The organism is Trinickia acidisoli (genome assembly GCF_017315725.1).
GTDB classification, from domain to species: domain Bacteria; phylum Pseudomonadota; class Gammaproteobacteria; order Burkholderiales; family Burkholderiaceae; genus Trinickia; species Trinickia acidisoli.
Genome location: NZ_JAFLRG010000001.1, coordinates 3,207,639 through 3,228,793, shown reverse-complemented (window position 1 = coordinate 3,228,793; position 21,155 = coordinate 3,207,639). Strand labels below are relative to the sequence as shown.

Here is a 21,155-nt window from a genome sequence, read left to right as displayed (position 1 = left end):
TCCGCATCCAAGCGGGTCTCGCTGCAACACAGGTAGAACACCTTGCTGAATTCCCTTCTTGATTTTCTCGCGCACGGCTTCCTTCGCTGCTCGTGGTGGCAAATCGTGCTGATCGCGCTTGCCCTCACGCACGTGACGATCATCGGCGTGACCGTGTATTTGCACCGCTGTCAGGCGCATCGTGCGCTTGATCTGCACCCGGCCGCGAGCCACTTCTTCCGGCTATGGCTGTGGATGACGACCGGCATGCTCACGGGCCAGTGGGCGTCGATCCACCGCAAGCATCACGCGAAGTGCGAAACGGAAGAGGATCCGCACAGCCCGCAAACGCGCGGCATCTGGAAGGTGCTGCTCGAGGGAGCGGAGTTGTACCGCACCGAGGCCAAGAACGAAGAAACGTTGCGCCGCTTCGGCCACGGCACGCCGAACGACTGGATCGAGCGCAACGTGTACACGCGCTATCCGATCCTCGGCGTGAGCATCATGATGGTGATCGACGTTGCGCTGTTCGGCATCGTCGGGCTGTCGGTGTGGGCCGTGCAGATGATGTGGATTCCGTTTTGGGCGGCCGGGGTCGTCAACGGGCTCGCGCATTTCTGGGGTTACCGCAACTTCAACTCGGCCGACGCGAGCACGAACATCTTCCCGTGGGGCATCCTGATCGGCGGCGAAGAGCTTCACAACAATCACCATACGTTCGCGACGTCGGCCAAGCTGTCGAACAAGTGGTTCGAGTTCGACATCGGCTGGGGCTACATCCGCTTGATGTCGGTTCTCGGCCTGGCGAAAGTCAAGAAGATCGCGCCCACGCCGCGTCTGACCTCCGACAAGCTCGTGCTCGACCAAGACACGCTGCAGGCGGTGCTGACGAATCGCTACGAGGTCATGGCGCGCTACGCGAAGACGGTCAAGCGAGCCTACCGGCAGGAGCTCGCGCGCCTCAAGGAAATCGGCTCAGGCGAGAAGTACCAACTGATGCGCGGCGCGCGCACGTGGTTCCATAAGGACGAAGCGGGGCTCGACGAGCCGCAGAAGCGCCAACTGCCCGAGATCTTCGCGAATAGCCAAACGCTGAGCACGTTCATCGAATTGCGCAACGACCTGAGCGCGATCTGGGAACGCTCGAACGCCTCGCGCGAACAATTGCTGGTGCAGCTCCAAGATTGGTGTCATCGCGCCGAGCAAAGCGGCATCAAGGCATTGCAGGAGTTCGCGATGCGTTTGCGCCGGTACGCTTAAGCGCGCCGGAACACGCCAAAACGCGAAATCCATTAAAATTTCGTTACGTCACACACACCCCGCGTTGGCGGGGTGTTGCATTTTTGGGCCCTTGTGATGCGCTCGGCTCACCTCGATCGCCAGGCGAGAGGCCAACGCCGCCAGGCCGACTAGAGGAGAACAGGATGGACCCGGCCATCAAAGCCGTCGAATTCGACAAGCCGCTCGCGGGCGCCGTGTGCGGCGTCGGCCACGCGTGGGCGAAGGTGCCGCCGGCGCCGTCGCCCGAGGAGCGCGCGCAGTTGAAGGCACGCGTGCGTACGCTGCTCGAGCGGGAAAAAGCGGTGCTCGTCGCGCATTACTATGTCGACGCCGAGCTGCAGGAGCTCGCCGACGAGACGGGCGGTTGCGTGGCCGATTCGCTCGAAATGGCCCGCTTTGGCCGCGATCACGATGCGCAAACGCTCGTCGTGGCGGGCGTGCGGTTCATGGGTGAGACCGCCAAGATCTTGAGCCCCGGCAAGCGCATTCTGATGCCCGATCTCGACGCAACCTGCTCGCTCGATCTCGGCTGCCCGGCCGACGAGTTTTCGGCATTTTGCGACGCGCACCCCGATCGCACGGTTGTCGTCTATGCCAACACGAGCGCTGCGGTGAAGGCCCGCGCCGATTGGATGGTGACGTCGTCTATCGGTCTCGAGATCGTTGCGCACTTGCACGCGCGCGGCGAAAAGATTCTGTGGGCACCGGACCGCCATCTCGGCGACTACATCGCGCGGCAGACGGGCGCCGACATGCTGCTGTGGCAGGGCTCGTGTCTCGTTCACGACGAGTTCAAAGGCATCGAGCTCGATTTGCTGCGAGCCGAGCATCCGCACGCCAAGGTGCTCGTGCATCCCGAGTCGCCGGCGAGCGTGGTGGTGCAGGCCGACGTCGTCGGCTCGACGACTCAATTGATCGACGCGGCCACGCGTCTCGATGCGACGCATTTCATCGTCGCGACCGATCTCGGCATCTTGCACAAGATGCGCCTTGCGGCGCCCGGCAAAACGTTCATCGCAGCGCCGACGGCCGGCAATAGCGCGACGTGCAAGAGCTGTGCGCACTGTCCGTGGATGGCGATGAACGGGCTCGCGAATTTGGTCGACGTGCTCGAGCGCGGCCACAACGAGATCTTTGTCGATGCCGCCGTCGGCGAGCGTGCGCGCGTGCCGATCGATCGGATGCTCGCGTTCGCGGCCGCACACAAAAAGCGCGTGCAGGCGAGCGGGGATCTGGCTCGCGACACGACGCTCTTCGCCAACGTCGGCGCGGCCTGACACGCGCGCCGCATTGGCGCATTCGTCCTCGATTTGTGCGCCGCGACGGCCTGCGTAGCTGTCGGCGGCACTAACGACAACGGAGTATTGACCGTGCAACAAGCAACGCTGGGCCACGGCGCCGTATCGCCGCTTTTCGCCGAGATTCGCGAGCGGTATGGTGCGGCGTTCGACATGGCGCTCGCGCGCAACGTCGCCGATGCGCTGGCGGAAGACGTTGGCGAGGGCGATCTTACGGGGCGGCTCGTGCCGGCTGATTCGCTACGCGATGCGCGGATTCTCGTGCGCGAAGAAGCAGTGCTTTGCGGGGTGCCGTGGTTCATGGCCGTGATGCAGCGTGTCGATCCGGCGATCGAGATCGACTGGCGCTATCGCGAGGGCGATGTCATGGCGGCCGATACGCCCGTTTGCTTTCTGCGCGGGCCGGCGCGAGCGCTGCTGACGGCCGAGCGCAATGGCTTGAACTTCCTGCAGCTACTCTCGGGCGTGGCGACCGTAACGCGTCGCTACGTGGACGCGGTCGCAGGCACCCGCGCGCGTATTCTCGATACGCGCAAGACGCTGCCGGGGCTGCGCCTGGCGCAAAAGTACGCCGTGCGCGTGGGCGGTGGGGCGAATCACCGCCTCGCACTCTATGACGGCATCCTGATCAAAGAGAATCATATTGCCGCGGCCGGCGGAGTCGGTCCCGCGCTCGATGCGGCCTACGCGCTCGATGCGGGTGTGTCGATTCAGATCGAGGTCGAGACGCTCGAGCAGCTCGAATCGGCGCTCGCGCATCGTGCGGAATCGATTCTGCTCGACAATTTTTCGTTCGAGGCGATGCGAGATGCCGTCAAGCTGACGGCTGGGCGCGCGCTGCTCGAGGTGTCGGGCGGCGTCAACTTCGAGACCGTGCGTGCGATCGCCGAGACGGGTGTGGATCGCATTTCCATCGGCGCGTTGACCAAGGACGTGCGGGCGACCGACTATTCGATGCGCTTGATCTAAGGGTGGCGCCGGCCGGCGCGTGGGCGCGGCCGGCCTGTCCTTTAGAGTTTTCGGTTGCGCACGCGCTCGGGCGAGAGGACGGTCGGCAAGGCTTTGGGCAGCGCTGACGGCCAGTCGCGCGAGAAGTGGAGCCCGCGGCTTTCGCGCCGCGCGCGGGCACTTTCGACGATCAAGGAAGCGACGTCGACGAGATTGCGTAATTCGAGCAGATCGCGGCTCACCTTGAAGTTCGCGTAGTACTCCTGAATTTCATCCCGCAGCAAAGCGATGCGATGCCTCGCGCGCGCCAGGCGTTTGTCGGTGCGAACGATCCCGACGTAGTTCCACATGAGCCGACGCAGCTCGTCCCAATTATGCGCGACGACGACTTCCTCGTCGGGATCGGACACGCGGCTTTCGTCCCAATCGGGCAGCGGCGCATGGGCGGCTGCATCGAAGCCTTCGCGCTCGATCGCTTCGGCGGCCGAGCGGCCGATGACGAGGCATTCGAGCAGCGAATTGCTGGCGAGGCGGTTCGCACCGTGCAAGCCCGTGTAAGACGTTTCGCCGACCGCGTAGAGGCCGGACAAATCGGTACGCCCTGCCAAATCGGTAACGACGCCGCCGCACGTATAGTGCGCGGCCGGCACGACGGGAATCGGGTCTTTCGTGATGTCGATCCCGAATTCGAGGCAGCGCGCCAGGATCGTCGGGAAATGTTCGTGCAGGAACGCGGGACTTTGATGGCTGATGTCGAGGTAGACGCAATCGATGCCGCGTTTCTTGATCTCGAAATCGATTGCGCGCGCAACGATGTCACGCGGCGCAAGCTCGGCGCGCTCGTCGTGAGCCGGCATGAAGCGCGTGCCGTCGGGCAGGACGAGCTTGCCGCCTTCGCCGCGCACCGCCTCGCTGATCAGGAAAGATTTCGCATACGGATGGAACAGGCAGGTTGGGTGGAACTGGATGAATTCCATATTCGACACTCGGCAGCCCGCGCGCCACGCCATCGCGATGCCGTCGCCCGTGGCGGTGTCGGGGTTCGTCGTATACAAATAGACCTTGCCCGCGCCGCCCGTGGCGAGGATCGTGTGCGGTGCCTCGAGCGTGACCGTGCGGCCGCTTGCGAGATCGAGCGCGTATAGGCCGTGGCAGCGACGCCCCGGTAAGCCGAGGCGATCGGAGGTAATGAGGTCGATCGCGTAATGGTCTTCGAACAGCGAGATGTTCGGATGCGTGCGAGCGCGCTCGGACAGCGTCGCGACAACGGCGTGGCCCGTGGCGTCCGCTGCGTGGATGATGCGTCGATGGCTGTGTCCGCCTTCGCGTGTCAGATGAAAGCCGAGTTCGGCTGCATCGTCGCGCGTGAACGGCACACCTTGGGCGATCAACCATTCGATGGCCGAGCGGCCATGTTCAACGATGAAGCGCGTGGCGTCTTCGTCGCAGAGCCCTGCGCCGGCCACGAGCGTGTCCGTGACATGATTTTCGACGCTGTCGGCCGAATCGAGCACGGCGGCGATCCCGCCTTGCGCCCAGTCGCTCGCGCCTTCGGTCATCGACCGCTTCGCGATGACGGCGACCCGCCGTTTCTCGGCAAGATTCAGTGCAACGGTCAGCCCCGCGAGCCCGCTGCCTACGATTACGACATCGAAATTCATCTACGAAAGTCCCTTGTCACCAGTCCCGCTTGCGCCGCCGCGCAAAGATTGCCGCCGGATGAAAAGCGCGCGGGTAAGCCAAGGAGGATACCGCGCCGGGAGGAGCAGCGGGTACACACCAAAGAAAAGCCCCGCGCGCGGCGGGGCTTTTGGTGTCTTCGGGCTCGCAGGGAGCCGATTACTTGATCTTCGTTTCCTTGTACGCCACATGCTTGCGGACGACGGGATCGAACTTCATGATCTCCATCTTTTCCGGCATGTTGCGCTTGTTCTTCGTGGTCGTGTAGAAGTGACCCGTGCCTGCGGTCGATTCCAGCTTGATCTTGTCGCGTGCGCCTTTGGCCATGATGTACTCCTTACGCTTCGCCGCGTGCGCGCAGGTCGGCGAGCACGGAATCGATGCCGTTCTTATCGATCAGGCGCAAGCCGGCGTTCGAAACGCGCAGGCGCACCCAACGGTTTTCGCTTTCCACCCAAAAACGGCGGTATTGCAGATTCGGCAGGAAGCGCCGCTTCGTCTTGTTGTTCGCGTGGGAAACGTTGTTGCCGCTCATCGGCGCTTTCCCAGTTACTTGGCATACGCGTGCCATATGAGAGCACTCCTAAAACGCTTAAATTCGGGGTTCAAGCCTGGGTCGGGCCTAACAGGAAAGGTCGACACCGTCGCTTCTCTCGCCTTTCCTAGCTTGACCTGGACATGCGCTGGACGGCGCGTTGCCCAAAGTGCCAAGCTAAGCCGCGTGAAAGCGATGGAAGGCCGATGGCGGGCCAACGTAACAACGCGGGCACGGTAAGCCGATCAGCAATCGGTCGCGGCGACCTCCCCCAAGCTTCTGAACGGGATTGGAAACAGGCAGACGGCGATTCTAGCAGAAAAAACACCGAAAAATCAAACCGAATTTACACTCTTTCGCGACGGGCGGGGCGGCGGGGCCGTTTAGAGCCAGCCGGCATGGGCGAACGAAAAGACGTCGTGGCGGCCGACCACGAGATGGTCGACGAGCCGTACGTCGATCAGCGCGAGCGTTTCTCGTAGCACGCGCGTGAGCTGACGGTCGCTCGCACTCGGCTTGACCGCGCCCGAGGGGTGATTGTGCGCGACGATCAGGCTCGCGGCGTTCGTGTCGAGCGCGCGGCGCACGATTTCGCGCGGGTAGACGGCAAGGCGCGTGAGCGAGCCGCGCGAGCTTTCCTCTATATCTATTAGGCGATGCCGTGCGTCGAGAAAGAGGCAGACGAATACTTCGTACGGGCGCGTGCCGATCAAGAGCCGCACGTAGTCTTGGACGGCGGCAGTCGAATCGACGAGCGGCTGCTCGCGCACCCGCTCGGCCAGCGCGCGGCGCGCCATCTCGATGACGGCCAGCAGCACGGCCGTCTTTGCCGGCCCGATTCCACGCAAGCCGTGGAAATCGGCGGGCGTGGCGTCGAGCATCGCGCGCAGCGATCCGAAACGCTCGAGCAGGGAGCGCGCGACGTCGAAGACGTTATGGCCGGGCAGTCCCGAGCCGAGAAAGATTGCGACGAGTTCGGTGTCGGACAGCACGGCCGGGCCGGCGCCGAAGAGCCGCTCGCGCGGCATGTCGCGTGCCGCGCCTGCCCCGGGGCGGCGTGCCCCGGCATGGACGCGCCCGGCAAGTGCGGGTATCGAGATGAGGCTGGAACTATCTTGCATGAGCGCATCTCCTAGTAGCGGTTACTCGGGCGGCCCGGGCAGTGCGCTCATAGGGCGCGCGCCGCCCGGCGCGAGGTGGCTTACAATAGCGATTTCGCGCGAGGCGTCCATACGCTGGACGTCGGCACGCTGCGCGCACTTATGCCCGCGCGACGTCGCGCTGCCAGACCACCCTCGCGCAGCGCGCGAGTCGCGTTTGCCCAACGAGTTACTCCATGAGCATCATCGATATTTCAGAAGTGAAAGCCGGCTCGCACGTCACGCTTCACTACCGGCTCTCTCTTGCCGATGGCGCGGACATCGTGAATACGTTCGGCGATAAGCCTGCCACGCTGCTGCTTGGCGCCGGGCAACTCGCCGCGCCGTTGGAAGACATTCTCATGGGTATGAAGGCGGGTGACCATTCGACCTTCCGGCTAGAGGAGGGGAAAGGGTTCGGTCCGCGCAACCCGGAGCTCATCCAGCGCGTGTCGCTTGCTACGTTGCGCGAAAATGGCACGGTGGGCGAGGATTTCGCCCCGGGCGACCTGATCGAGTTCAACGCGCCGAGTGGCGGCCGCTACGCGGGCGTGCTCAAGGAGATCGGCGAAACGTCGGCGTTGTTCGATTTCAATCACCCGCTGGCGGGCCAGGCGCTGACGTTCGAAGTGCACATCATCGGAATTCTGTAGACATGAGCCTCACGGATACCTCTCTCGCGGCCGCCGAGTCGGAAATCCTACTCGCGCAGCCGCGCGGCTTCTGCGCTGGCGTCGATCGCGCCATCGAGATCGTCGAGCGCGCGATCAAGCTGTTCGGCGCACCGATCTACGTGCGCCACGAGATCGTTCACAACGCTTATGTGGTTCAGGATTTGCGCAAGAAGGGCGCCGTTTTCGTCGAGCAGCTCGACGAGGTCCCCTCCGGCAGCACCGTGATCTTTAGCGCGCACGGTGTCTCGAAAGCCGTGCGCGAGGAAGCCGAGATGCGCGGCCTGCGCATTTACGACGCCACCTGTCCGCTCGTCACCAAGGTCCACATCGAAGTGGCGAAGATGCGCCAGGAAGGGCTCGACATCGTCATGATCGGCCACAAGGGGCATCCCGAGGTGGAGGGGACGATGGGGCAGTGCGGCGAGCGCATGTTTCTCGTCGAGAGCATCGAAGACGTCGAGGCGCTCGAGGTGGACGACCCGGCGCAGATTGCATTCGTCACTCAGACCACACTTTCGGTCGACGACGCCGCCGACATCATTGCCGCATTGAAGGGGCGATTCCCGCTGATTCGCGAACCGAAGAAGCAAGACATCTGCTATGCGACGCAGAACCGCCAGGATGCCGTCAAATTCATGGCACCTCAGTGCGACGTCGTGATCGTCGTAGGCAGTCCCAACAGTTCGAATTCGAACCGGTTGCGCGAAGTGGCCGAAAAGCGCGGGGTGCCGGCCTATATGGTCGATTCGCCCGATCAAATCGATCCCGCCTGGGTCGAGGGCAAGCTGCGCATCGGCGTGACCGCCGGCGCTTCGGCGCCCGAGGTGCTCGCGCAAGCGGTCATCGGCCGGCTGCGCGAACTCGGCGTGCGCAACGTTCGCGCGCTCGAAGGCATCGAGGAGAGCATCGCATTCCCGCTGCCGCGCGGGCTCACGCTGCCCGATTGAGCCCGATTGACGGTCGCGACCGCGATTCGAGTATTCGGGTTTTCCTTAGGTCTTTACGCTCAAGAAAAGCGTGCCCCACGGCACGCTTTTTTATTTTCCGTTAGTAAAAGAATACGAAGGTTGCTCCCAATAAACGCACAAATGTTGCAACTAGGTTGCGACGTGCGCCAAATAAGGGTCCCAAAAAAAGGTTGCAATGCAGGAAAACCCTGGCGATTCAGCATATTGGCCGCCCGATAATTAGAGTTACAATGCGCGCGTCCTCAAGGTCCCTGGGCCTTTGGACATCGGTATTCAGTAAGGCGCGGGAGACCTAGTTAATGCAAGTCAAGTTTGCTTACGCCGCATCGAGTATGACGAGGGGCGGCGAGGCGAGCATCGGTGTCGCGGCACGGGCCGTCGCGGTGTCGACGAATGAGACGGCGGCTATCGTCATCCAGGGGCAGACCGTGCGGTTGGCGGTAGGCCCTGCGCCTTTCGGTCAGGACAACGAAAATAAAAAGCAGGCGGCGTCGCGGTCGAGCAGGCACGCGCAGCCGGCTTGCCCGCATCGACTCGTGCCCTCGCGCACGACGGCGCCGGCGGCTCTCCCCACCCGCATCGGACGCGCTCGACCGAACGCGTGCAGGTATGGCGAAACATTTTCGGCGAGTGTGTTGCCTGCAGCGCAGGCCGCGCTCGAAATCGCAGCAACAATCCTTGCGGGCGGCATGCGTGCCGGCAAGGGGATGCCGTCGGCGCTCAGTGTGCAGCGGTGGCATCGCGTCGATGCGCAGGCAGGCTCAACGCCGGCGTGCCGACACCAGGATGCAGACTTCGTGCAGCACGACGAGGCCCGCTCCCGCATGTGGGCGCCGGATGCCGCTTCGGTGGTATTCGACGCAAAGAAGAAGTGCGCCGACTCGATCGAGACGCCCATGACGCCAAAGACGATGTCCACCGCGTGCGCGAGTGCGCGGCCGACCCCCATCGCTCTGTGCGCCGACGGCGGTTCGCGAGCCGGTGCCATTACGCTTCACGACTTCAAGGACAGCGTGCGTGCGGTCCTCGACGTCGTGGAGGTGTAGTGACGGAGCATGGCAGCGCGACGGCACCGAATACCCGACGGTGCCGTTTTTGCATCCGCCTCACCGGTCTGCCGAATCACGGCTTCGAGCGGTACCGTGAGGCGGCCGACCCTTACCGGTTTTTTTATCAGTACCCGCAGTGCCGTTGCGGTTTTCGCCGACCGTCCGCGTTACAACCGGCGCGAAGCGAAGATCCAGTCGCACGGGCTAAGGAGCTTTAAATGGATATCTTCATCCAGCAGATCCTCAACGGTCTGGTGCTTGGTAGCGTCTACGCCATCATCGCGCTGGGCTACACGATGGTGTACGGCATCTTAGGCATCATCAACTTCGCGCACGGCGACGTGCTGATGGTGGGTGCGATGGTTGCCCTATCGACCATCAACATGCTGCACAATCATTTCCCAGGGCTCGGCAACATCCCGACGCTCCTCATCGGGCTCGTCGTCGCCTCCATCGTGTGTGCGATCGTCGGCTATTTGATCGAGGTGGGCGCCTATCGGCCGCTGCGCCGCGCCCCGCGCCTGGCCCCGCTGATCACCGCCATCGGCGTGTCGATCCTGCTGGAAACGCTGGCCATGATGATCTGGTCGCGCAACCCGCTGCCGTTCCCGCAACTCATCTCGACCGACCCGATCAACGTCATCAAGGCGACCGACACGACCGTGGGCGCCGTGATCTCGGCCACTGAAATCACGATCATCGTAGTGGCGTTCCTGGTGATGGCCGGCCTGCTGCTGCTCGTGCACAAGACCAAGCTCGGCCGTGCGATGCGCGCAATCGCCGAGAACCCGAACGTCGCGAGCCTGATGGGCGTGAACCCGAACTTCGTGATCTCGGCGACGTTCATGATCGGCTCGGCCTTGGCTGCCTTGGCCGGCGTGATGATCGCCTCGGAATACGGCAACGTGCACTTCTACATGGGCTTCATCCCCGGCATGAAGGCGTTCACGGCCGCGGTGCTCGGCGGGATCGGCAACCTGGGCGGCGCGATGGTCGGCGGCGTGGTGCTCGGCCTGATCGAACAATTGGGCGCCGGCTACATCGGCAATCTGACGGGCGGCGTGTTCGGCAGTAACTATCAGGACGTGTTCGCATTCATCGTGCTGATCATCGTCTTGGTCTTCCGGCCGTCGGGTCTGCTCGGCGAACGTGTTGCGGACCGCGCGTAAGGGCAAGGAGCTAGCAAAATGACATCAATTCAACCGATCGAGCCGTCCACGACGCTCATCCCCGAGAAAAACGCAGCGAAAACGCTCGTCGTCGGCGTGCTGACAGCGGTGTTCGTCATCGCGGCACCGCTGATCATCGGCGCAGCCGGCGGCAACTACTGGGTGCGCGTGCTCGACTTCGCGATGCTCTACGTGATGCTGGCCCTGGGCCTGAACGTGGTGGTGGGCTTCGCCGGCCTGCTGGACTTGGGCTACATCGCGTTCTACGCGGTGGGCGCTTACACGGCCGCGCTGTTGACGTCCCCGCACCTGTCCAACCAGTTCGGATGGATCCACGATATCTGGCCGAACGGTCCGCACCTCTCGTATTTCATCGTCGTGCCGGTCGCGATGGGGCTTGCCGCGTTGTTCGGCGTGTTGCTGGGCGCACCGACGCTGCGTCTGCGCGGCGACTACCTGGCGATCGTGACGCTCGGGTTCGGGGAAATCGTCCGGATCTTCATGAACAACCTGGACCGTCCGCTGAACATCACGAACGGGCCGCAAGGGATCACCGGTGTCGACCCGGTGCACGTGGGCGGCTTCAGCCTCGCGCAGACGCACACGCTGTTCGGTATCGACTTCCCCTCGGTCTACTCCTATTACTACCTGTTCGTGCTGTGCTCGCTGTTCGTGATCTGGGTGTGCACGCGCTTGCAGCACTCGCGTATCGGCCGCGCTTGGGCCGCGATCCGCGAAGACGAAATCGCCGCGAAGGCGATGGGTATCAACACCCGCAACGTGAAGCTGCTCGCATTTGCGATGGGCGCGTCGTTCGGCGGCCTATCGGGCGCGATGTTCGGTGGCTTCCAAGGGTTCGTCTCGCCCGAGTCGTTCACGTTCTGGGAATCGGTCGTGGTGCTCGCCTGCGTGGTGCTGGGCGGCATGGGCCACATCCCCGGCGTGATTCTGGGCGCTGTGTTGCTCGCGATTTTCCCCGAATTCCTGCGCTCGACGATGGGCCCGCTGCAGCACTGGATGTTTGGCCATCAGATCATCGACACTGAAGTGATCCGTCAGTTGCTGTACGGCCTGGCGATGGTGCTCATCATGCTCTACCGCTCGGAGGGCTTGTGGCCCGCGCCCAAGCATGAGGACAAGATCGCGAAACTGGCCAAGCGTAACGCCAAGAAGCCGGCGCGCGCTTAACGCTCGATGGCTCGGCAGGAGAACATTACATGAGCAACAAAAGCATTCGTTTGTCGGTCAGCGGCGTGAATAAGCGCTTCGGCGGTCTGCAAGCATTGTCGGACGTGGGCCTCCAAATCGAGGAAGGCACGATCTATGGCTTGATCGGCCCTAACGGCGCCGGCAAGACGACGTTCTTCAACGTGATCACGGGGCTGTACACGCCCGATTCGGGCGAGTTCAAGCTCGACGGCCAAGACTACACGCCGACGGCCGTCTACCAAGTGGCCAAGGCCGGTATCGCTCGTACGTTCCAGAACATTCGTCTGTTCGGCGGTATGACCGCGCTCGAGAACGTGATGGTGGGCCGCCACGTGCGCACCAAGCACGGCTTGATCGGCGCCGTGTTGCAAACGCCGTCCGAGCGAAGGGAAGAGCGCGAGATCAAGGAGCGCGCGCTCGAACTGCTCGAATACGTGGGCGTGCTGCAATATGCCGACTACACGGCGCGCAATCTCTCGTACGGCCACCAGCGCCGCTTGGAGATCGCCCGCGCACTCGCGACCGATCCGAAGCTGCTCGCGCTGGATGAACCGGCGGCGGGCATGAACGCGACGGAGAAGGTGGAGCTCACGCGTCTGCTGGACAAGATTCGCGCGGACGGCAAGACGATTTTGTTGATCGAACACGATGTGAAGCTGGTGATGCACCTGTGCAACCGCATGACGGTGCTCGATTACGGCAAGGTGATCGCCGAGGGTCTGCCGCACGACGTGCAGAAGAACCCGAAGGTGATCGAGGCATATCTGGGCGCGGGGGTCCACTGATGGCTACGGCAATGTTGAAAATCAAGGGCCTGCAGGTCAATTACGGCGGCATCCAGGCGGTCAAGGGTGTCGACATGGAAGTGGCGCAGGGCGAGCTGGTCACGTTGATCGGCGCGAACGGCGCGGGCAAGACGACGACGATGAAGGCCATCACGGGCCTGAAGCCGTACTCGGCGGGCGACATCGAGTACGAGGGGCAGTCGATCAAGGGGTTGCAGCCGCACGACCTGCTCAAGCGCGGCTTGGCGATGGTGCCGGAAGGCCGCGGCATTTTTGCGCGCATGTCGATTCTCGAGAACATGCAGATGGGCGCCTACTTGCGCAACGACAACGAAGGCATCCAGAAGGACGTGGATCGCATGTTCGGCTACTTTCCGCGCTTGAAGGAGCGGGCCAAGCAGTTGGCCGGCACGCTCTCGGGCGGCGAGCAGCAGATGCTGGCGATGGCGCGCGCGATCATTAGTCGTCCTAAGTTGTTGCTGCTGGACGAGCCGTCGATGGGTCTGTCGCCGATCATGGTCGAGAAGATCTTCGAAGTGGTGCGCGACATCTCGAAGGAAGGCTTGACCGTGCTGCTGGTGGAGCAGAACGCACGCCTCGCGTTGCAGGCGGCTAACCGTGGCTATGTGATGGATTCTGGTATGGTCACGATGTCGGGCGATGCGAAGCAAATGCTCGACGATCCGAAGGTGCGGGCTGCGTATCTCGGCGAGTAAGTAACACCCTCTCTCGCGCGCCCGTGTCGCCGTGCACGGGCGCCGTCAATGGGCCGAAGCACGGCCCGCATGCAGTGCCATTAAAACCCGATCCAACAAGGGAACTACAACAGTGAATAAGTCGCTTCTCACCGGCTGCGCAGCAGCGGCCGCGCTCTCTTTTGCACTTTGCAATACTGCTCAAGCCGATACGATCGTCAAGATCGGCCACGTCGCCCCGCTCACGGGCGGCTCGGCTCACCAAGGCAAGGACAACGAAAACGGTGCTCGTCTCGCGATCGAAGAGATCAACGCGAAGGGCCTCGTGATCGGCGGCCAGAAGGTGACGCTCCAGCTCGATCCGCAAGACGACGCGGGCGATCCGCGTCAAGCGACGCAAGTCGCGCAGAAGCTCGTCGACGATAAGGTCGTCGCGGTCGTCGGCCACGAAACGTCGGGTACGTCGATTCCTGCGTCGAAGATCTACAGCGATGCCGGCATCGTGCAGATCTCGCCGTCGGCAACGAGCCCGAAGTACACGGAGCAAGGCTTCAAGACGACGTACCGTGTCGTCGCGACCGATGCGCAGCAGGGTCCCGCGCTTGCGAATTATGCGGCGAAGGACATGCATGTGAAGAAGGTGGCGATCGTCGATGATTCGACCGCGTACGGCCAAGGTCTGGCGCAGCAATTCGAAACGGCCGCGAAGGCCGCGGGCCTGACCGTGGTGTCGCACGACGCGACGAATGACAAGGCCGTCGACTTCCGCGCGATTCTGACGAAGATCAAGGGCGAAAAGCCCGATGCGATCATGATCGGCGCGATGGATGCGACGGGCGGCCCGTTCGCGAAGCAAGCCAAGCAACTCGGCGTGAGCGCGAAGATCCTCGCCGGCGACGGCGTGTGCACGTCGAACATCGCCGATCTGGCCGGCAACGCAGCCGACGACATCATTTGCTCGCAAGCCGGTGTCGGCCTCGATCAAATGAAGGGCGGCGCCGCGTTCGCAGCCAAGTACAAGAAGCGTTTCGGCCAGGACGTCGTGCTGTATTCGCCGTACACCTATGATGCCGTCTACATCGTCGTCGATGCGATGAAGCGTGCGAACTCGGTCGATCCGGCAAAGATCCTCGCTGCCATGCCCACGAGCGACTACAAGGGTGTGATCGGCGAGACGACGTTCGATGCGAAGGGTGACCTGAAGCACGGCGTCATCTCGATCTACGGCTACAAGGAAGGCAAGCGGACCTTCATCAACAAGGTTTCGATGTAAGCCTGCTGTGTAAGCGCTCCTCTGCGGCCTAGGCCGCAGCAAAAAGCCGCATGCGTTTGATCGCATGCGGCTTTTTCATAGTGCGCGCGAGACGCCGGCTGGCCGTCCCGCCCATCGATCGCGTCGAACGCGTCGAACCATCAAAGCGAATCGAGCACCGTGCGCAGCATCGCCATCATCTGGTCGATTTCTTCGTTCGTCACGTTCAGCGCCGGCATGAAGCGCAGCAGATTCGGCCGCGCCGCGTTTAGCAGCAGGCCCACCGGTTGCAACTCGCGCGCTTTTTCGACGATCTGCGGCCCGATGTCCTTGCCGAGCAGCAGCGCGCGCAGCAACCCTTCGCCGCGCTCGCCCTCGAAGCCGCGTTCCGCCGACAACTCGAGCAGCTTCGCACGCAAATACTCGCCGCGTGCTCGAACCCCTTCCAGGAAGCCCGGCGCCGTCAGTGCCTCGACGACGGCGCAGCCCACCGCCGTCATCAGCGGATTGCCGTTGTAGGTGCCGCCTTGATCGCCGGCCTCGAACACCGCAACGTCGGCCTTCGAGAGCAGCGCCGCGAGCGGCACGCCGCCACCGATGCCTTTGCCGAGCGTCATGATGTCCGGCTCGATGCCGGCGAGTTCATAGGCGAAGAGGGTGCCGGCTCGGCCGCATCCGCTTTGCACCTCATCGACGATCAGCAGCAAGCCGTGACGCCGCGTCAGCTCACGCAGCTCGCGCATGAATTCGCGCGTGGCCGGGATGACGCCACCCTCGCCTTGAATCGGTTCGAGCATGACGGCGACCGTCTTCTCGCCGATCAGTTTCTCGACCGATGCGATGTCGTTCAGGTCGGCCTTCGGAAAGCCCGGCACTTGCGGCGCGTAGAGCGTATCCCAGCCGGGCTTGCCGCTCGCCGACATCGTCGCGATCGTGCGCCCGTGGAAGCCATGATCGAACGTGATGATCTCGTAGGCGCCGTTCTTGAACTTCTTGCCCCACTTGCGCGCGAGCTTGATCGCGCCTTCGTTGGCTTCGGCGCCGCTGCTGGCGAAGAAGACTTTGTCGAAGACGCTATGCTCGGTCAGCAGCGAGGCGAGGTTGGCCATCTGCTCGTTGTAGAACGCCGGCGACGGGTTCAAGAGCCGGCGCGCCTGCGTCTCGAGCGCTTCGATCATCGCGGGGTGGCAGTGCCCGAGGCTGTTGACGGCCCAGCCTTGGATGAAATCGAGGTAGCGCTTGCCTTCGCTGTCGAAAATCCAAGAGCCCTCGCCGCGCGTGAAGACGATGTCTGGCCGGTTGGTGATGTACATCAGCGACTGCGTCGGGTTCTCTGTCGATTGCATGGCACGGCTCCGCGATAAATGAAGGAAGGTGAAGGGGAAATGAAAAAAGCCACGGAAGTCCGTGGCTTTCGCGGTTTGACCGATTGCACGCCGTCGCTTGCTGCTGATTCCTTGCGAGGCGCGCGTCCGCTATGAGCCGACGGCTTCCCTTGGCGGGAGCGGGCGGCGACGTCGGAGGGCGGACAGGTTGCGGTTCATGGGCGCAAGAATACGACAGCGTGCGGCTCGATGCAACGCTTGCTGCGCATCAGGTGTCGCATTTTTGTCTCGTCAGACGGCGTTGACGAGATCGGCCTCGCTCGTGAACGAATCGGCGTAGAACTCGTCGGCCGGCAACTTGTGATGCGCCGTGAAATCGCGCAAGGCCGATTCGACCATGACGGGCGCACCGCACGCATAGACCTGATGGCTCGACAGATCGGGCAGATCCTCGATCACGGCGCGATGCACGAAACCGATACGGCCGGTCCAGTTCTCGCTCGCATCCGGCTCGGACAACACGGGTATGAACTTGAAGTTCGGATGATCGTTGGCCCAGCCCTCGGCGAGCTCGAGCATATAGAGATCTTTCTTGCGGCGCGCACCCCAGTAGAGCGTGATCGGCCGTTCGATGTTCTTGAAGAACGCATGCTCGGCAATCGCCTTGATCGGGGCGAAACCCGTGCCCGAGGCGAGCAGGACGATCGGCTTGTCGGAGTCCTCGCGCAGGAAGAACGTGCCGAGCGGCCCTTCGAAGCGCAGGATATCGCGCTCCTTCATGGTGTTGAAGACGTGATCGGTGAAGACGCCGCCGGGCATGTGCCGCACGTGCAACTCGATCGGGCCTTCCTCGTTCGGCGCGCTCGCCATCGAATAGCTGCGGCGCTTGCCGTCCTTGAGAATGAATTCGATGTACTGGCCGGCGAGATACTGCAAGCGCTCGTTCGCGGGCAATTGCAACTTCAGGACCACGACGTCGTCGGCTTTGCGCTCCAGTGCGTTGACGCGGCAAGGCAGCTTCTTGACTTGAACGTCACCGACGCCCGCGATTTCACGCACGTTGATGACGAGATCCGATTGGGCCGTTGCGCAGCAAAACAGCGCCATGCCGCGCGTTTTCTCGTCGTTCGAGAGCGCGGACGACGAGTGCGAGCGCTGCTCGATCTCGCCCGACACGACTTCGCCCTTGCATGAACCGCACGCGCCGTTCTTGCAGCCGTACGGGACGCCGACGCCTTGACGCAGCGCAGCGGCGAGCACGGGCTCGTCGGGTTCTACTTGAAACTGCCGGCCGCTTTGCCGGAGGGTCACGTTATATGCCATAGCTCGATCGAAACGAAAAAATCGAAAAACCTTCAGGTCGAAGCGCGCACCGCCCGCTGACCGCTACAATGCGCGCACATGAATGCCACACGAATCTTGCGCCGGCCCCGCGTGCTGATCGTCGGGTGCGGCGACGTCGGACTGCGCTGCGCGCAACGCTTGCTTGCGCGCGCCGCGAAGCCGCGCGTCATCGCTTTGACGACGCGCGCGGAGCGCGCCGCGCAGTTGCGCGCCGACGGCCTGCTGCCGATTGTCGGCGATCTCGATGCACCGCGCAGCCTGCGACGACTGGCAGGACTCGCGCAAACGGTGCTGCATCTCGCGCCGCCGCCGCCGCATGGGCTCGACGACCCGCGCACGCGGGCGTTGATCGCCGCGCTCGGCGCGCGCCGCCGCCGGCACGCAGCCTGCCTTACGGCACCGGCCGAAGGGCGTTTGCGCAAGGGCCGCCGCGCCGCGACATACGGACGCGCGTCGCTCGACGGCCGTATTGTAACCGAGGCCCTTTCGGCGGCTGGGCTCCCCGCGCGCGTGCGCCTCGTCTATGCGAGTACGACGGGCGTCTACGGCGATTGCGCCGGGGCGCTCATCGGCGAAACACAGCCCGTGCGGCCCGCGAACGCACGCGCGAAGCGGCGTGTGGCGGCCGAGCGGCGGTTGAGGCAAGCCGCCGTGCGCGGGGCGATCGCGACGAGCATCGTCCGCATTCCCGGCATCTACGCTCTGGAGCGATTGCCGCTCGCTCGCATCACGCAAGGCAAGCCCGCCCTCGTCGAACAGGACGACGTCTACACGAACCATATTCATGCGGACGATCTGGCCGCGATCATGCTGCGCGTGGCCGTGCGTGGACGCATCGGGCGCGTCGTCCATGCGTCGGACGATACCGTGCTGAAGATGGGAGCGTATTTCGATCGCGTGGCCGATGCGTTCGGGCTGCCGCGCGTGCCGCGCATCGCCCGCGGGACCGCCGAGCAGACGCTCGATCCCGCGGCGCTGTCGTTCATGCGCGAATCGCGGCGTCTGTCGAACGCGCGGCTCAAGCGTGAACTGGGCGCGACGCTGCGCTATCCGACCGTCGACGATTTCTTGCGCAGCATTGGCCGAGGCTAAATGAGCGCCGGCAACGTTTCGAGCAGTAGGAAGCAGAGCAGGGCGCCGATCAATGCGCCGATGAGATTCGGGTGATATTGGCGCTTCACGTGCATCGCCGCGAGCAACGCACCGATGACGATCGCACCGAGCGCGGCGAACGCAAGCGTCACGTACGAAATCTCGAACGTGCTGTTGATGACCACGATGCACCTCCCTCCAAACGCCTCTTCATCGGACCTGCTCGCTCGACGGCGGCGGTCTCGCTTCGTTCGATGAAAGAAGTATAGGTGCGGCGTGGCGCCCGCCCCATAGGGAGCGGACCCGATATCGAGCGATCGTTCGACTCGTGCGTGCGCCGGCGCACGCAGGGAGCATGCAGGGGGCACGCGCGTTGGGGACGCGTTGGGGACGAGTTAGGGACGCGTTACCCCCCGCGCAACGCCTGCAGCGCTTCGTCGTCGAGCCATTGCCATGTGCCGGGGGTAAGCGACGGCGGCAGTGCCAAGCCGCCGATGCGTTCCCTGTGCAATGCTTCGCAGCGGTTGCCCGCGGCAGCGATCATGCGCTTGACTTGATGGTATTTGCCTTCGTTGACGGTGATTTCGAGCAGCTTCTCGTCTCGCATCCGCACGGCCGCCGCGGCGATCGGCGCTTTTTCTCCATGCAGCAGGACGCCGTCGCTCAGTGCGGTGAGCTGACGCTCGTCGAGGGCGTGGCGCGTCGTGGCCCAATACGTCTTCGGTACCTTGCGCTTGGGCGACGTATAGGCGTGAACGAATTGACCATCGTCGGACAGCAGCAAGAGCCCCGTCGTATCTTCGTCGAGACGGCCGACGCACTGAACGCCACGCGCGGCCAACTGCGCCGGCAGTAGCCCGAACACGCTCAGGTGATGCTGCGGCTCACGCGAGCATTCATAGCCTGCGGGCTTGTTGAGCATCACGTAGGCGTGCTCGCGGTAGCGCCAGGCCGTGCCGTCGACGTCGAACGTCAAGTCGTCGAGCGCGAAGGCGGCATCGGCGTTCTTGCACACGCTCCCCGCGACGGCGACTCGCCCTTGCTCGATCAACGCACGACATTGGCGTCGCGAGCCGAAGCCTTGTCTGAAGAGAATGCTTTCGAGGTCCATTGCGTGCTTCGAATCGGAATGGCCGGGATTGTACGCCGCGTATACCCGCCTATCTCGTTGCGCCGAAATCCGACCGATTGTCGCAGCCGCCTTGCGTCGCGCGGGTGGCCTCGACGATAATCGATCGGTTTAGTCCTGCTTTTGCGCGCTATATGCGCCTCGTCATGCTCAATCGTCGCTTGCACAAGCTCGGTACGCTGCTCGGATTGCTCGCAATCTGGCTGACCGCGCTCGCGCCGACGATCTCTCAAACGCTCGCCGCGCACGAGCGCATGGGCGTCGAGATGGCGCTCGGCGTCGAGTGCTCGGCGCAAGATGCGGCTCCCGAGCCCGCAAGCAGCGACGGCGATCAAGCGTCTCATCATCACGATGCGCTCGGCCATTGGGATGCATGCGGATATTGCGGGTTCTTCGCGCACCTTCCCGTGATGCCGGGTTTGACGCCGGCCGTCGTTTCAGCGCTTGCGGCGGCACAGCCGCCCTATGTCGCCGCCGCAGTCGAAGCGCGGCGCGCGACCCGTTTCTTGACTGCGCAACCGCGCGCCCCGCCTGTCGTTTCCTAGTCTCTGATCGAATCGGACATCGTTTCGCGGCGCTCGGGCGCCGCGGCATTGTCGCGCGCGTATGGCGTGCCGCGGCATTCGAACATCATTTGGACTCCTAAAGGAAACACATGCTGACTCATTTCAAGCGGCGCGCTCGGTGGCGCGTGGCGCTGAGCGCGGCCGCCGGCCTCGCGGTCTGTTCACCCGCGGCGATGGCACATGCCGTTGCGGGCGATCGCGTCTTTCCCGCGACGCTCGCGATCGACGACCCAGGCGTTGGCGACGAATTCGATTTTCAGTTCGGCCACATCAAGAGCGCGACCGACGACGGCCAAGCGATGAACGTCAACACGGCCTCGTACGAGTGGGACAAGCTCATCACGTCGAACCTCGGCTTCAGCGTGGGCGGCCAGTACGTGAATCAAAACACGCCGGACGGCGGATCGGCTCGCGGTTGGGACAACACGGAGCTTGGGCTCAAGTACCTCGCCTATGTGAACGGGCCGCACGAATTCATGGCATCGGTGGGGCTCGTGGCCGAACTCGGCGGCACGGGCGCCAAATCGGTCGCGAACTCGTATTCGACCTTCACGCCGAACATTTATTTCGGCAAAGGTTTCGGCGACCTGCCGGCATCGCTCGGGTACTTGCGGCCGTTTGCGGTAACGGGGCAGCTTGGGCCGAACATGACGACTGCGTCGTCCGATGCGGGGCCCAATTCGTTCGACTGGGGCTTCACGGTGCAATACAGCATCCCTTACCTGCAATCGCAGGTGAAAGACTTGCATCTGCCTGAACCGTTCTCGAACTTGATTCCGGTCGTCGAGATACCGATGAGTACTTGTACCGCCGGCGCCTGTGCGGGACAGACGACGGGCACGATCAATCCCGGCCTCCTATGGACGAATCGCTACGGGCAGTTCGGCATTGAAGCGCAGATTCCCGTGAATCGCGCGAGCGGCACACACACGGGGGTGCTGCTCGACGCTCACCTGTATTTCGACGATCTATTTCCCGGTTCGCTCGGCAAACCGTTGTTCTAACTTCGGACTATTGCACCATGAGTTACATGAGCAC

General features: G+C 63.4%; 22 protein-coding genes. 14 read left to right on the top strand and 8 right to left on the bottom strand.

What is annotated here, in order from left to right; all coding sequences use genetic code 11:
• Positions 1-42: 42 nt before the first annotated feature.
• From J3485_RS14760 to nadC, 3 genes are all read left to right on the top strand, one after another.
• Positions 43-1,239, top strand: a complete 1,197-nt coding sequence (locus J3485_RS14760) for a DesA family fatty acid desaturase (RefSeq protein WP_206953700.1) — start codon at positions 43-45, stop codon at positions 1,237-1,239.
• 164 nt (positions 1,240-1,403) lie between these two features.
• Positions 1,404-2,537 carry a quinolinate synthase NadA gene (nadA, locus tag J3485_RS14755; protein ID WP_206953698.1) on the top strand — a complete coding sequence of 378 codons (1,134 nt, stop codon included), beginning with the start codon at positions 1,404-1,406 and terminating at the stop codon, positions 2,535-2,537.
• A gap of 93 nt (positions 2,538-2,630) precedes the next feature.
• Positions 2,631-3,527, top strand: coding sequence for a carboxylating nicotinate-nucleotide diphosphorylase (nadC, locus tag J3485_RS14750; RefSeq protein WP_309477018.1), 897 nt, complete (start codon positions 2,631-2,633; stop codon positions 3,525-3,527).
• 41 nt (positions 3,528-3,568) lie between these two features.
• Here nadC and nadB read toward each other — a convergent pair whose 3' ends face one another.
• From nadB to radC, 4 genes are all read right to left on the bottom strand, one after another.
• Positions 3,569-5,167: an L-aspartate oxidase gene (nadB, locus tag J3485_RS14745; RefSeq protein ID WP_206953695.1), complete on the bottom strand. Its 1,599-nt coding sequence runs from the start codon at positions 5,165-5,167 to the stop codon at positions 3,569-3,571.
• A 178-nt stretch (positions 5,168-5,345) separates the two neighbouring features.
• On the bottom strand, positions 5,346-5,513 hold the full coding sequence (gene rpmG / locus J3485_RS14740) for a 50S ribosomal protein L33 (RefSeq protein ID WP_007586229.1): 168 nt from the start codon (positions 5,511-5,513) through the stop codon (positions 5,346-5,348).
• 10 nt (positions 5,514-5,523) lie between these two features.
• The gene (gene rpmB, locus J3485_RS14735) at positions 5,524-5,757 is read right to left on the bottom strand and encodes a 50S ribosomal protein L28 (protein WP_206953693.1); all 234 of its coding nucleotides are present in this window, start codon (positions 5,755-5,757) and stop codon (positions 5,524-5,526) included.
• A gap of 347 nt (positions 5,758-6,104) precedes the next feature.
• The gene (gene radC / locus J3485_RS14730; protein WP_206953691.1) at positions 6,105-6,842 is read right to left on the bottom strand and encodes a RadC family protein; all 738 of its coding nucleotides are present in this window, start codon (positions 6,840-6,842) and stop codon (positions 6,105-6,107) included.
• A gap of 215 nt (positions 6,843-7,057) precedes the next feature.
• Here radC and J3485_RS14725 point away from each other — a divergent pair, with 215 nt between their 5' ends.
• The 8 genes from J3485_RS14725 (at position 7,058) to J3485_RS14690 (ending at position 14,682) form a co-directional block, all read left to right on the top strand.
• On the top strand, positions 7,058-7,513 hold the full coding sequence (locus J3485_RS14725) for an FKBP-type peptidyl-prolyl cis-trans isomerase (RefSeq protein ID WP_206953689.1): 456 nt from the start codon (positions 7,058-7,060) through the stop codon (positions 7,511-7,513).
• Between the two features lie 2 nt (positions 7,514-7,515).
• The gene (gene ispH, locus J3485_RS14720; protein WP_206953688.1) at positions 7,516-8,481 is read left to right on the top strand and encodes a 4-hydroxy-3-methylbut-2-enyl diphosphate reductase; all 966 of its coding nucleotides are present in this window, start codon (positions 7,516-7,518) and stop codon (positions 8,479-8,481) included.
• A gap of 653 nt (positions 8,482-9,134) precedes the next feature.
• Positions 9,135-9,548 (top strand): hypothetical protein, encoded by a 414-nt coding sequence (locus tag J3485_RS14715; RefSeq protein ID WP_206953687.1) that lies wholly within the window; start codon positions 9,135-9,137, stop codon positions 9,546-9,548.
• 221 nt (positions 9,549-9,769) lie between these two features.
• The gene (locus J3485_RS14710) at positions 9,770-10,720 is read left to right on the top strand and encodes a branched-chain amino acid ABC transporter permease (protein ID WP_206953686.1); all 951 of its coding nucleotides are present in this window, start codon (positions 9,770-9,772) and stop codon (positions 10,718-10,720) included.
• An 18-nt stretch (positions 10,721-10,738) separates the two neighbouring features.
• Positions 10,739-11,908, top strand: a complete 1,170-nt coding sequence (locus tag J3485_RS14705; protein WP_206953685.1) for an ABC transporter permease subunit — start codon at positions 10,739-10,741, stop codon at positions 11,906-11,908.
• 29 nt (positions 11,909-11,937) lie between these two features.
• Positions 11,938-12,714: an ABC transporter ATP-binding protein gene (locus J3485_RS14700; protein ID WP_206953684.1), complete on the top strand. Its 777-nt coding sequence runs from the start codon at positions 11,938-11,940 to the stop codon at positions 12,712-12,714.
• Positions 12,714-13,430, top strand: coding sequence for an ABC transporter ATP-binding protein (locus J3485_RS14695; protein ID WP_206953683.1), 717 nt, complete (start codon positions 12,714-12,716; stop codon positions 13,428-13,430). The genes J3485_RS14700 and J3485_RS14695 overlap by 1 nt, the downstream gene beginning before the upstream one ends.
• Positions 13,431-13,542: 112 nt before the next feature.
• Positions 13,543-14,682 (top strand): branched-chain amino acid ABC transporter substrate-binding protein, encoded by a 1,140-nt coding sequence (locus tag J3485_RS14690; RefSeq protein ID WP_206953681.1) that lies wholly within the window; start codon positions 13,543-13,545, stop codon positions 14,680-14,682.
• Between the two features lie 140 nt (positions 14,683-14,822).
• Here the strand turns inward: J3485_RS14690 and J3485_RS14685 are convergent, their stop codons facing one another.
• Together J3485_RS14685 and J3485_RS14680 are read right to left on the bottom strand one after the other, a co-directional pair.
• On the bottom strand, positions 14,823-16,007 hold the full coding sequence (locus J3485_RS14685; protein WP_206953679.1) for an acetylornithine transaminase: 1,185 nt from the start codon (positions 16,005-16,007) through the stop codon (positions 14,823-14,825).
• A gap of 270 nt (positions 16,008-16,277) precedes the next feature.
• The gene (locus tag J3485_RS14680) at positions 16,278-17,309 is read right to left on the bottom strand and encodes a CDP-6-deoxy-delta-3,4-glucoseen reductase (RefSeq protein WP_206953678.1); all 1,032 of its coding nucleotides are present in this window, start codon (positions 17,307-17,309) and stop codon (positions 16,278-16,280) included.
• A gap of 78 nt (positions 17,310-17,387) precedes the next feature.
• Between J3485_RS14680 and J3485_RS14675 the strand changes: the two genes are divergently transcribed.
• Positions 17,388-18,422, top strand: a complete 1,035-nt coding sequence (locus J3485_RS14675; protein ID WP_206953677.1) for an NAD-dependent epimerase/dehydratase family protein — start codon at positions 17,388-17,390, stop codon at positions 18,420-18,422.
• On the opposite strand, the gene J3485_RS14670 is transcribed toward J3485_RS14675, so the two are convergent.
• Both J3485_RS14670 and J3485_RS14665 read right to left on the bottom strand, forming a co-directional pair.
• Entirely contained in the window at positions 18,419-18,607 is a 189-nt protein-coding gene (locus J3485_RS14670) for a hypothetical protein (RefSeq protein ID WP_309477017.1), read from the bottom strand. The two genes, J3485_RS14675 and J3485_RS14670, sit on opposite strands and share 4 nt — an antisense overlap.
• 221 nt (positions 18,608-18,828) lie before the next feature.
• Entirely contained in the window at positions 18,829-19,533 is a 705-nt protein-coding gene (locus J3485_RS14665) for a pseudouridine synthase (protein ID WP_206953675.1), read from the bottom strand.
• Positions 19,534-19,697: 164 nt separating this feature from the next.
• Here J3485_RS14665 and J3485_RS14660 point away from each other — a divergent pair, with 164 nt between their 5' ends.
• Together J3485_RS14660 and J3485_RS14655 are read left to right on the top strand one after the other, a co-directional pair.
• The gene (locus J3485_RS14660) at positions 19,698-20,096 is read left to right on the top strand and encodes a DUF2946 domain-containing protein (protein WP_206953666.1); all 399 of its coding nucleotides are present in this window, start codon (positions 19,698-19,700) and stop codon (positions 20,094-20,096) included.
• Positions 20,097-20,206: 110 nt separating this feature from the next.
• A complete protein-coding gene (locus tag J3485_RS14655; RefSeq protein ID WP_206953664.1) occupies positions 20,207-21,121 on the top strand; it encodes a hypothetical protein in 915 nt (304 codons plus the stop codon).
• The last annotated feature ends 34 nt before the right edge of the window (positions 21,122-21,155 follow it).

Excerpts from the sequence above, each read along its gene's own strand:
- J3485_RS14695 (WP_206953683.1), top strand. The coding sequence starts at position 12,714 with ATGGCTACGGCAATGTTGAAAATCAAGGGCCTGCAGGTCAATTACGGC.
- radC (WP_206953691.1), bottom strand. The coding sequence starts at position 6,842 with ATGCAAGATAGTTCCAGCCTCATCTCGATACCCGCACTTGCCGGGCGC.
- rpmB (WP_206953693.1), bottom strand. The coding sequence starts at position 5,757 with ATGGCACGCGTATGCCAAGTAACTGGGAAAGCGCCGATGAGCGGCAAC.
- J3485_RS14660 (WP_206953666.1), top strand. The coding sequence starts at position 19,698 with ATGCTCAATCGTCGCTTGCACAAGCTCGGTACGCTGCTCGGATTGCTC.
- J3485_RS14700 (WP_206953684.1), top strand. The coding sequence starts at position 11,938 with ATGAGCAACAAAAGCATTCGTTTGTCGGTCAGCGGCGTGAATAAGCGC.
- J3485_RS14685 (WP_206953679.1), bottom strand. The coding sequence starts at position 16,007 with ATGCAATCGACAGAGAACCCGACGCAGTCGCTGATGTACATCACCAAC.
- J3485_RS14655 (WP_206953664.1), top strand. The coding sequence starts at position 20,207 with ATGCTGACTCATTTCAAGCGGCGCGCTCGGTGGCGCGTGGCGCTGAGC.
- J3485_RS14705 (WP_206953685.1), top strand. The coding sequence starts at position 10,739 with ATGACATCAATTCAACCGATCGAGCCGTCCACGACGCTCATCCCCGAG.
- ispH (WP_206953688.1), top strand. The coding sequence starts at position 7,516 with ATGAGCCTCACGGATACCTCTCTCGCGGCCGCCGAGTCGGAAATCCTA.
- J3485_RS14725 (WP_206953689.1), top strand. The coding sequence starts at position 7,058 with ATGAGCATCATCGATATTTCAGAAGTGAAAGCCGGCTCGCACGTCACG.
- J3485_RS14680 (WP_206953678.1), bottom strand. The coding sequence starts at position 17,309 with ATGGCATATAACGTGACCCTCCGGCAAAGCGGCCGGCAGTTTCAAGTA.
- J3485_RS14710 (WP_206953686.1), top strand. The coding sequence starts at position 9,770 with ATGGATATCTTCATCCAGCAGATCCTCAACGGTCTGGTGCTTGGTAGC.
- J3485_RS14675 (WP_206953677.1), top strand. The coding sequence starts at position 17,388 with ATGAATGCCACACGAATCTTGCGCCGGCCCCGCGTGCTGATCGTCGGG.
- J3485_RS14665 (WP_206953675.1), bottom strand. The coding sequence starts at position 19,533 with ATGGACCTCGAAAGCATTCTCTTCAGACAAGGCTTCGGCTCGCGACGC.
- rpmG (WP_007586229.1), bottom strand. The coding sequence starts at position 5,513 with ATGGCCAAAGGCGCACGCGACAAGATCAAGCTGGAATCGACCGCAGGC.
- nadA (WP_206953698.1), top strand. The coding sequence starts at position 1,404 with ATGGACCCGGCCATCAAAGCCGTCGAATTCGACAAGCCGCTCGCGGGC.
- nadB (WP_206953695.1), bottom strand. The coding sequence starts at position 5,167 with ATGAATTTCGATGTCGTAATCGTAGGCAGCGGGCTCGCGGGGCTGACC.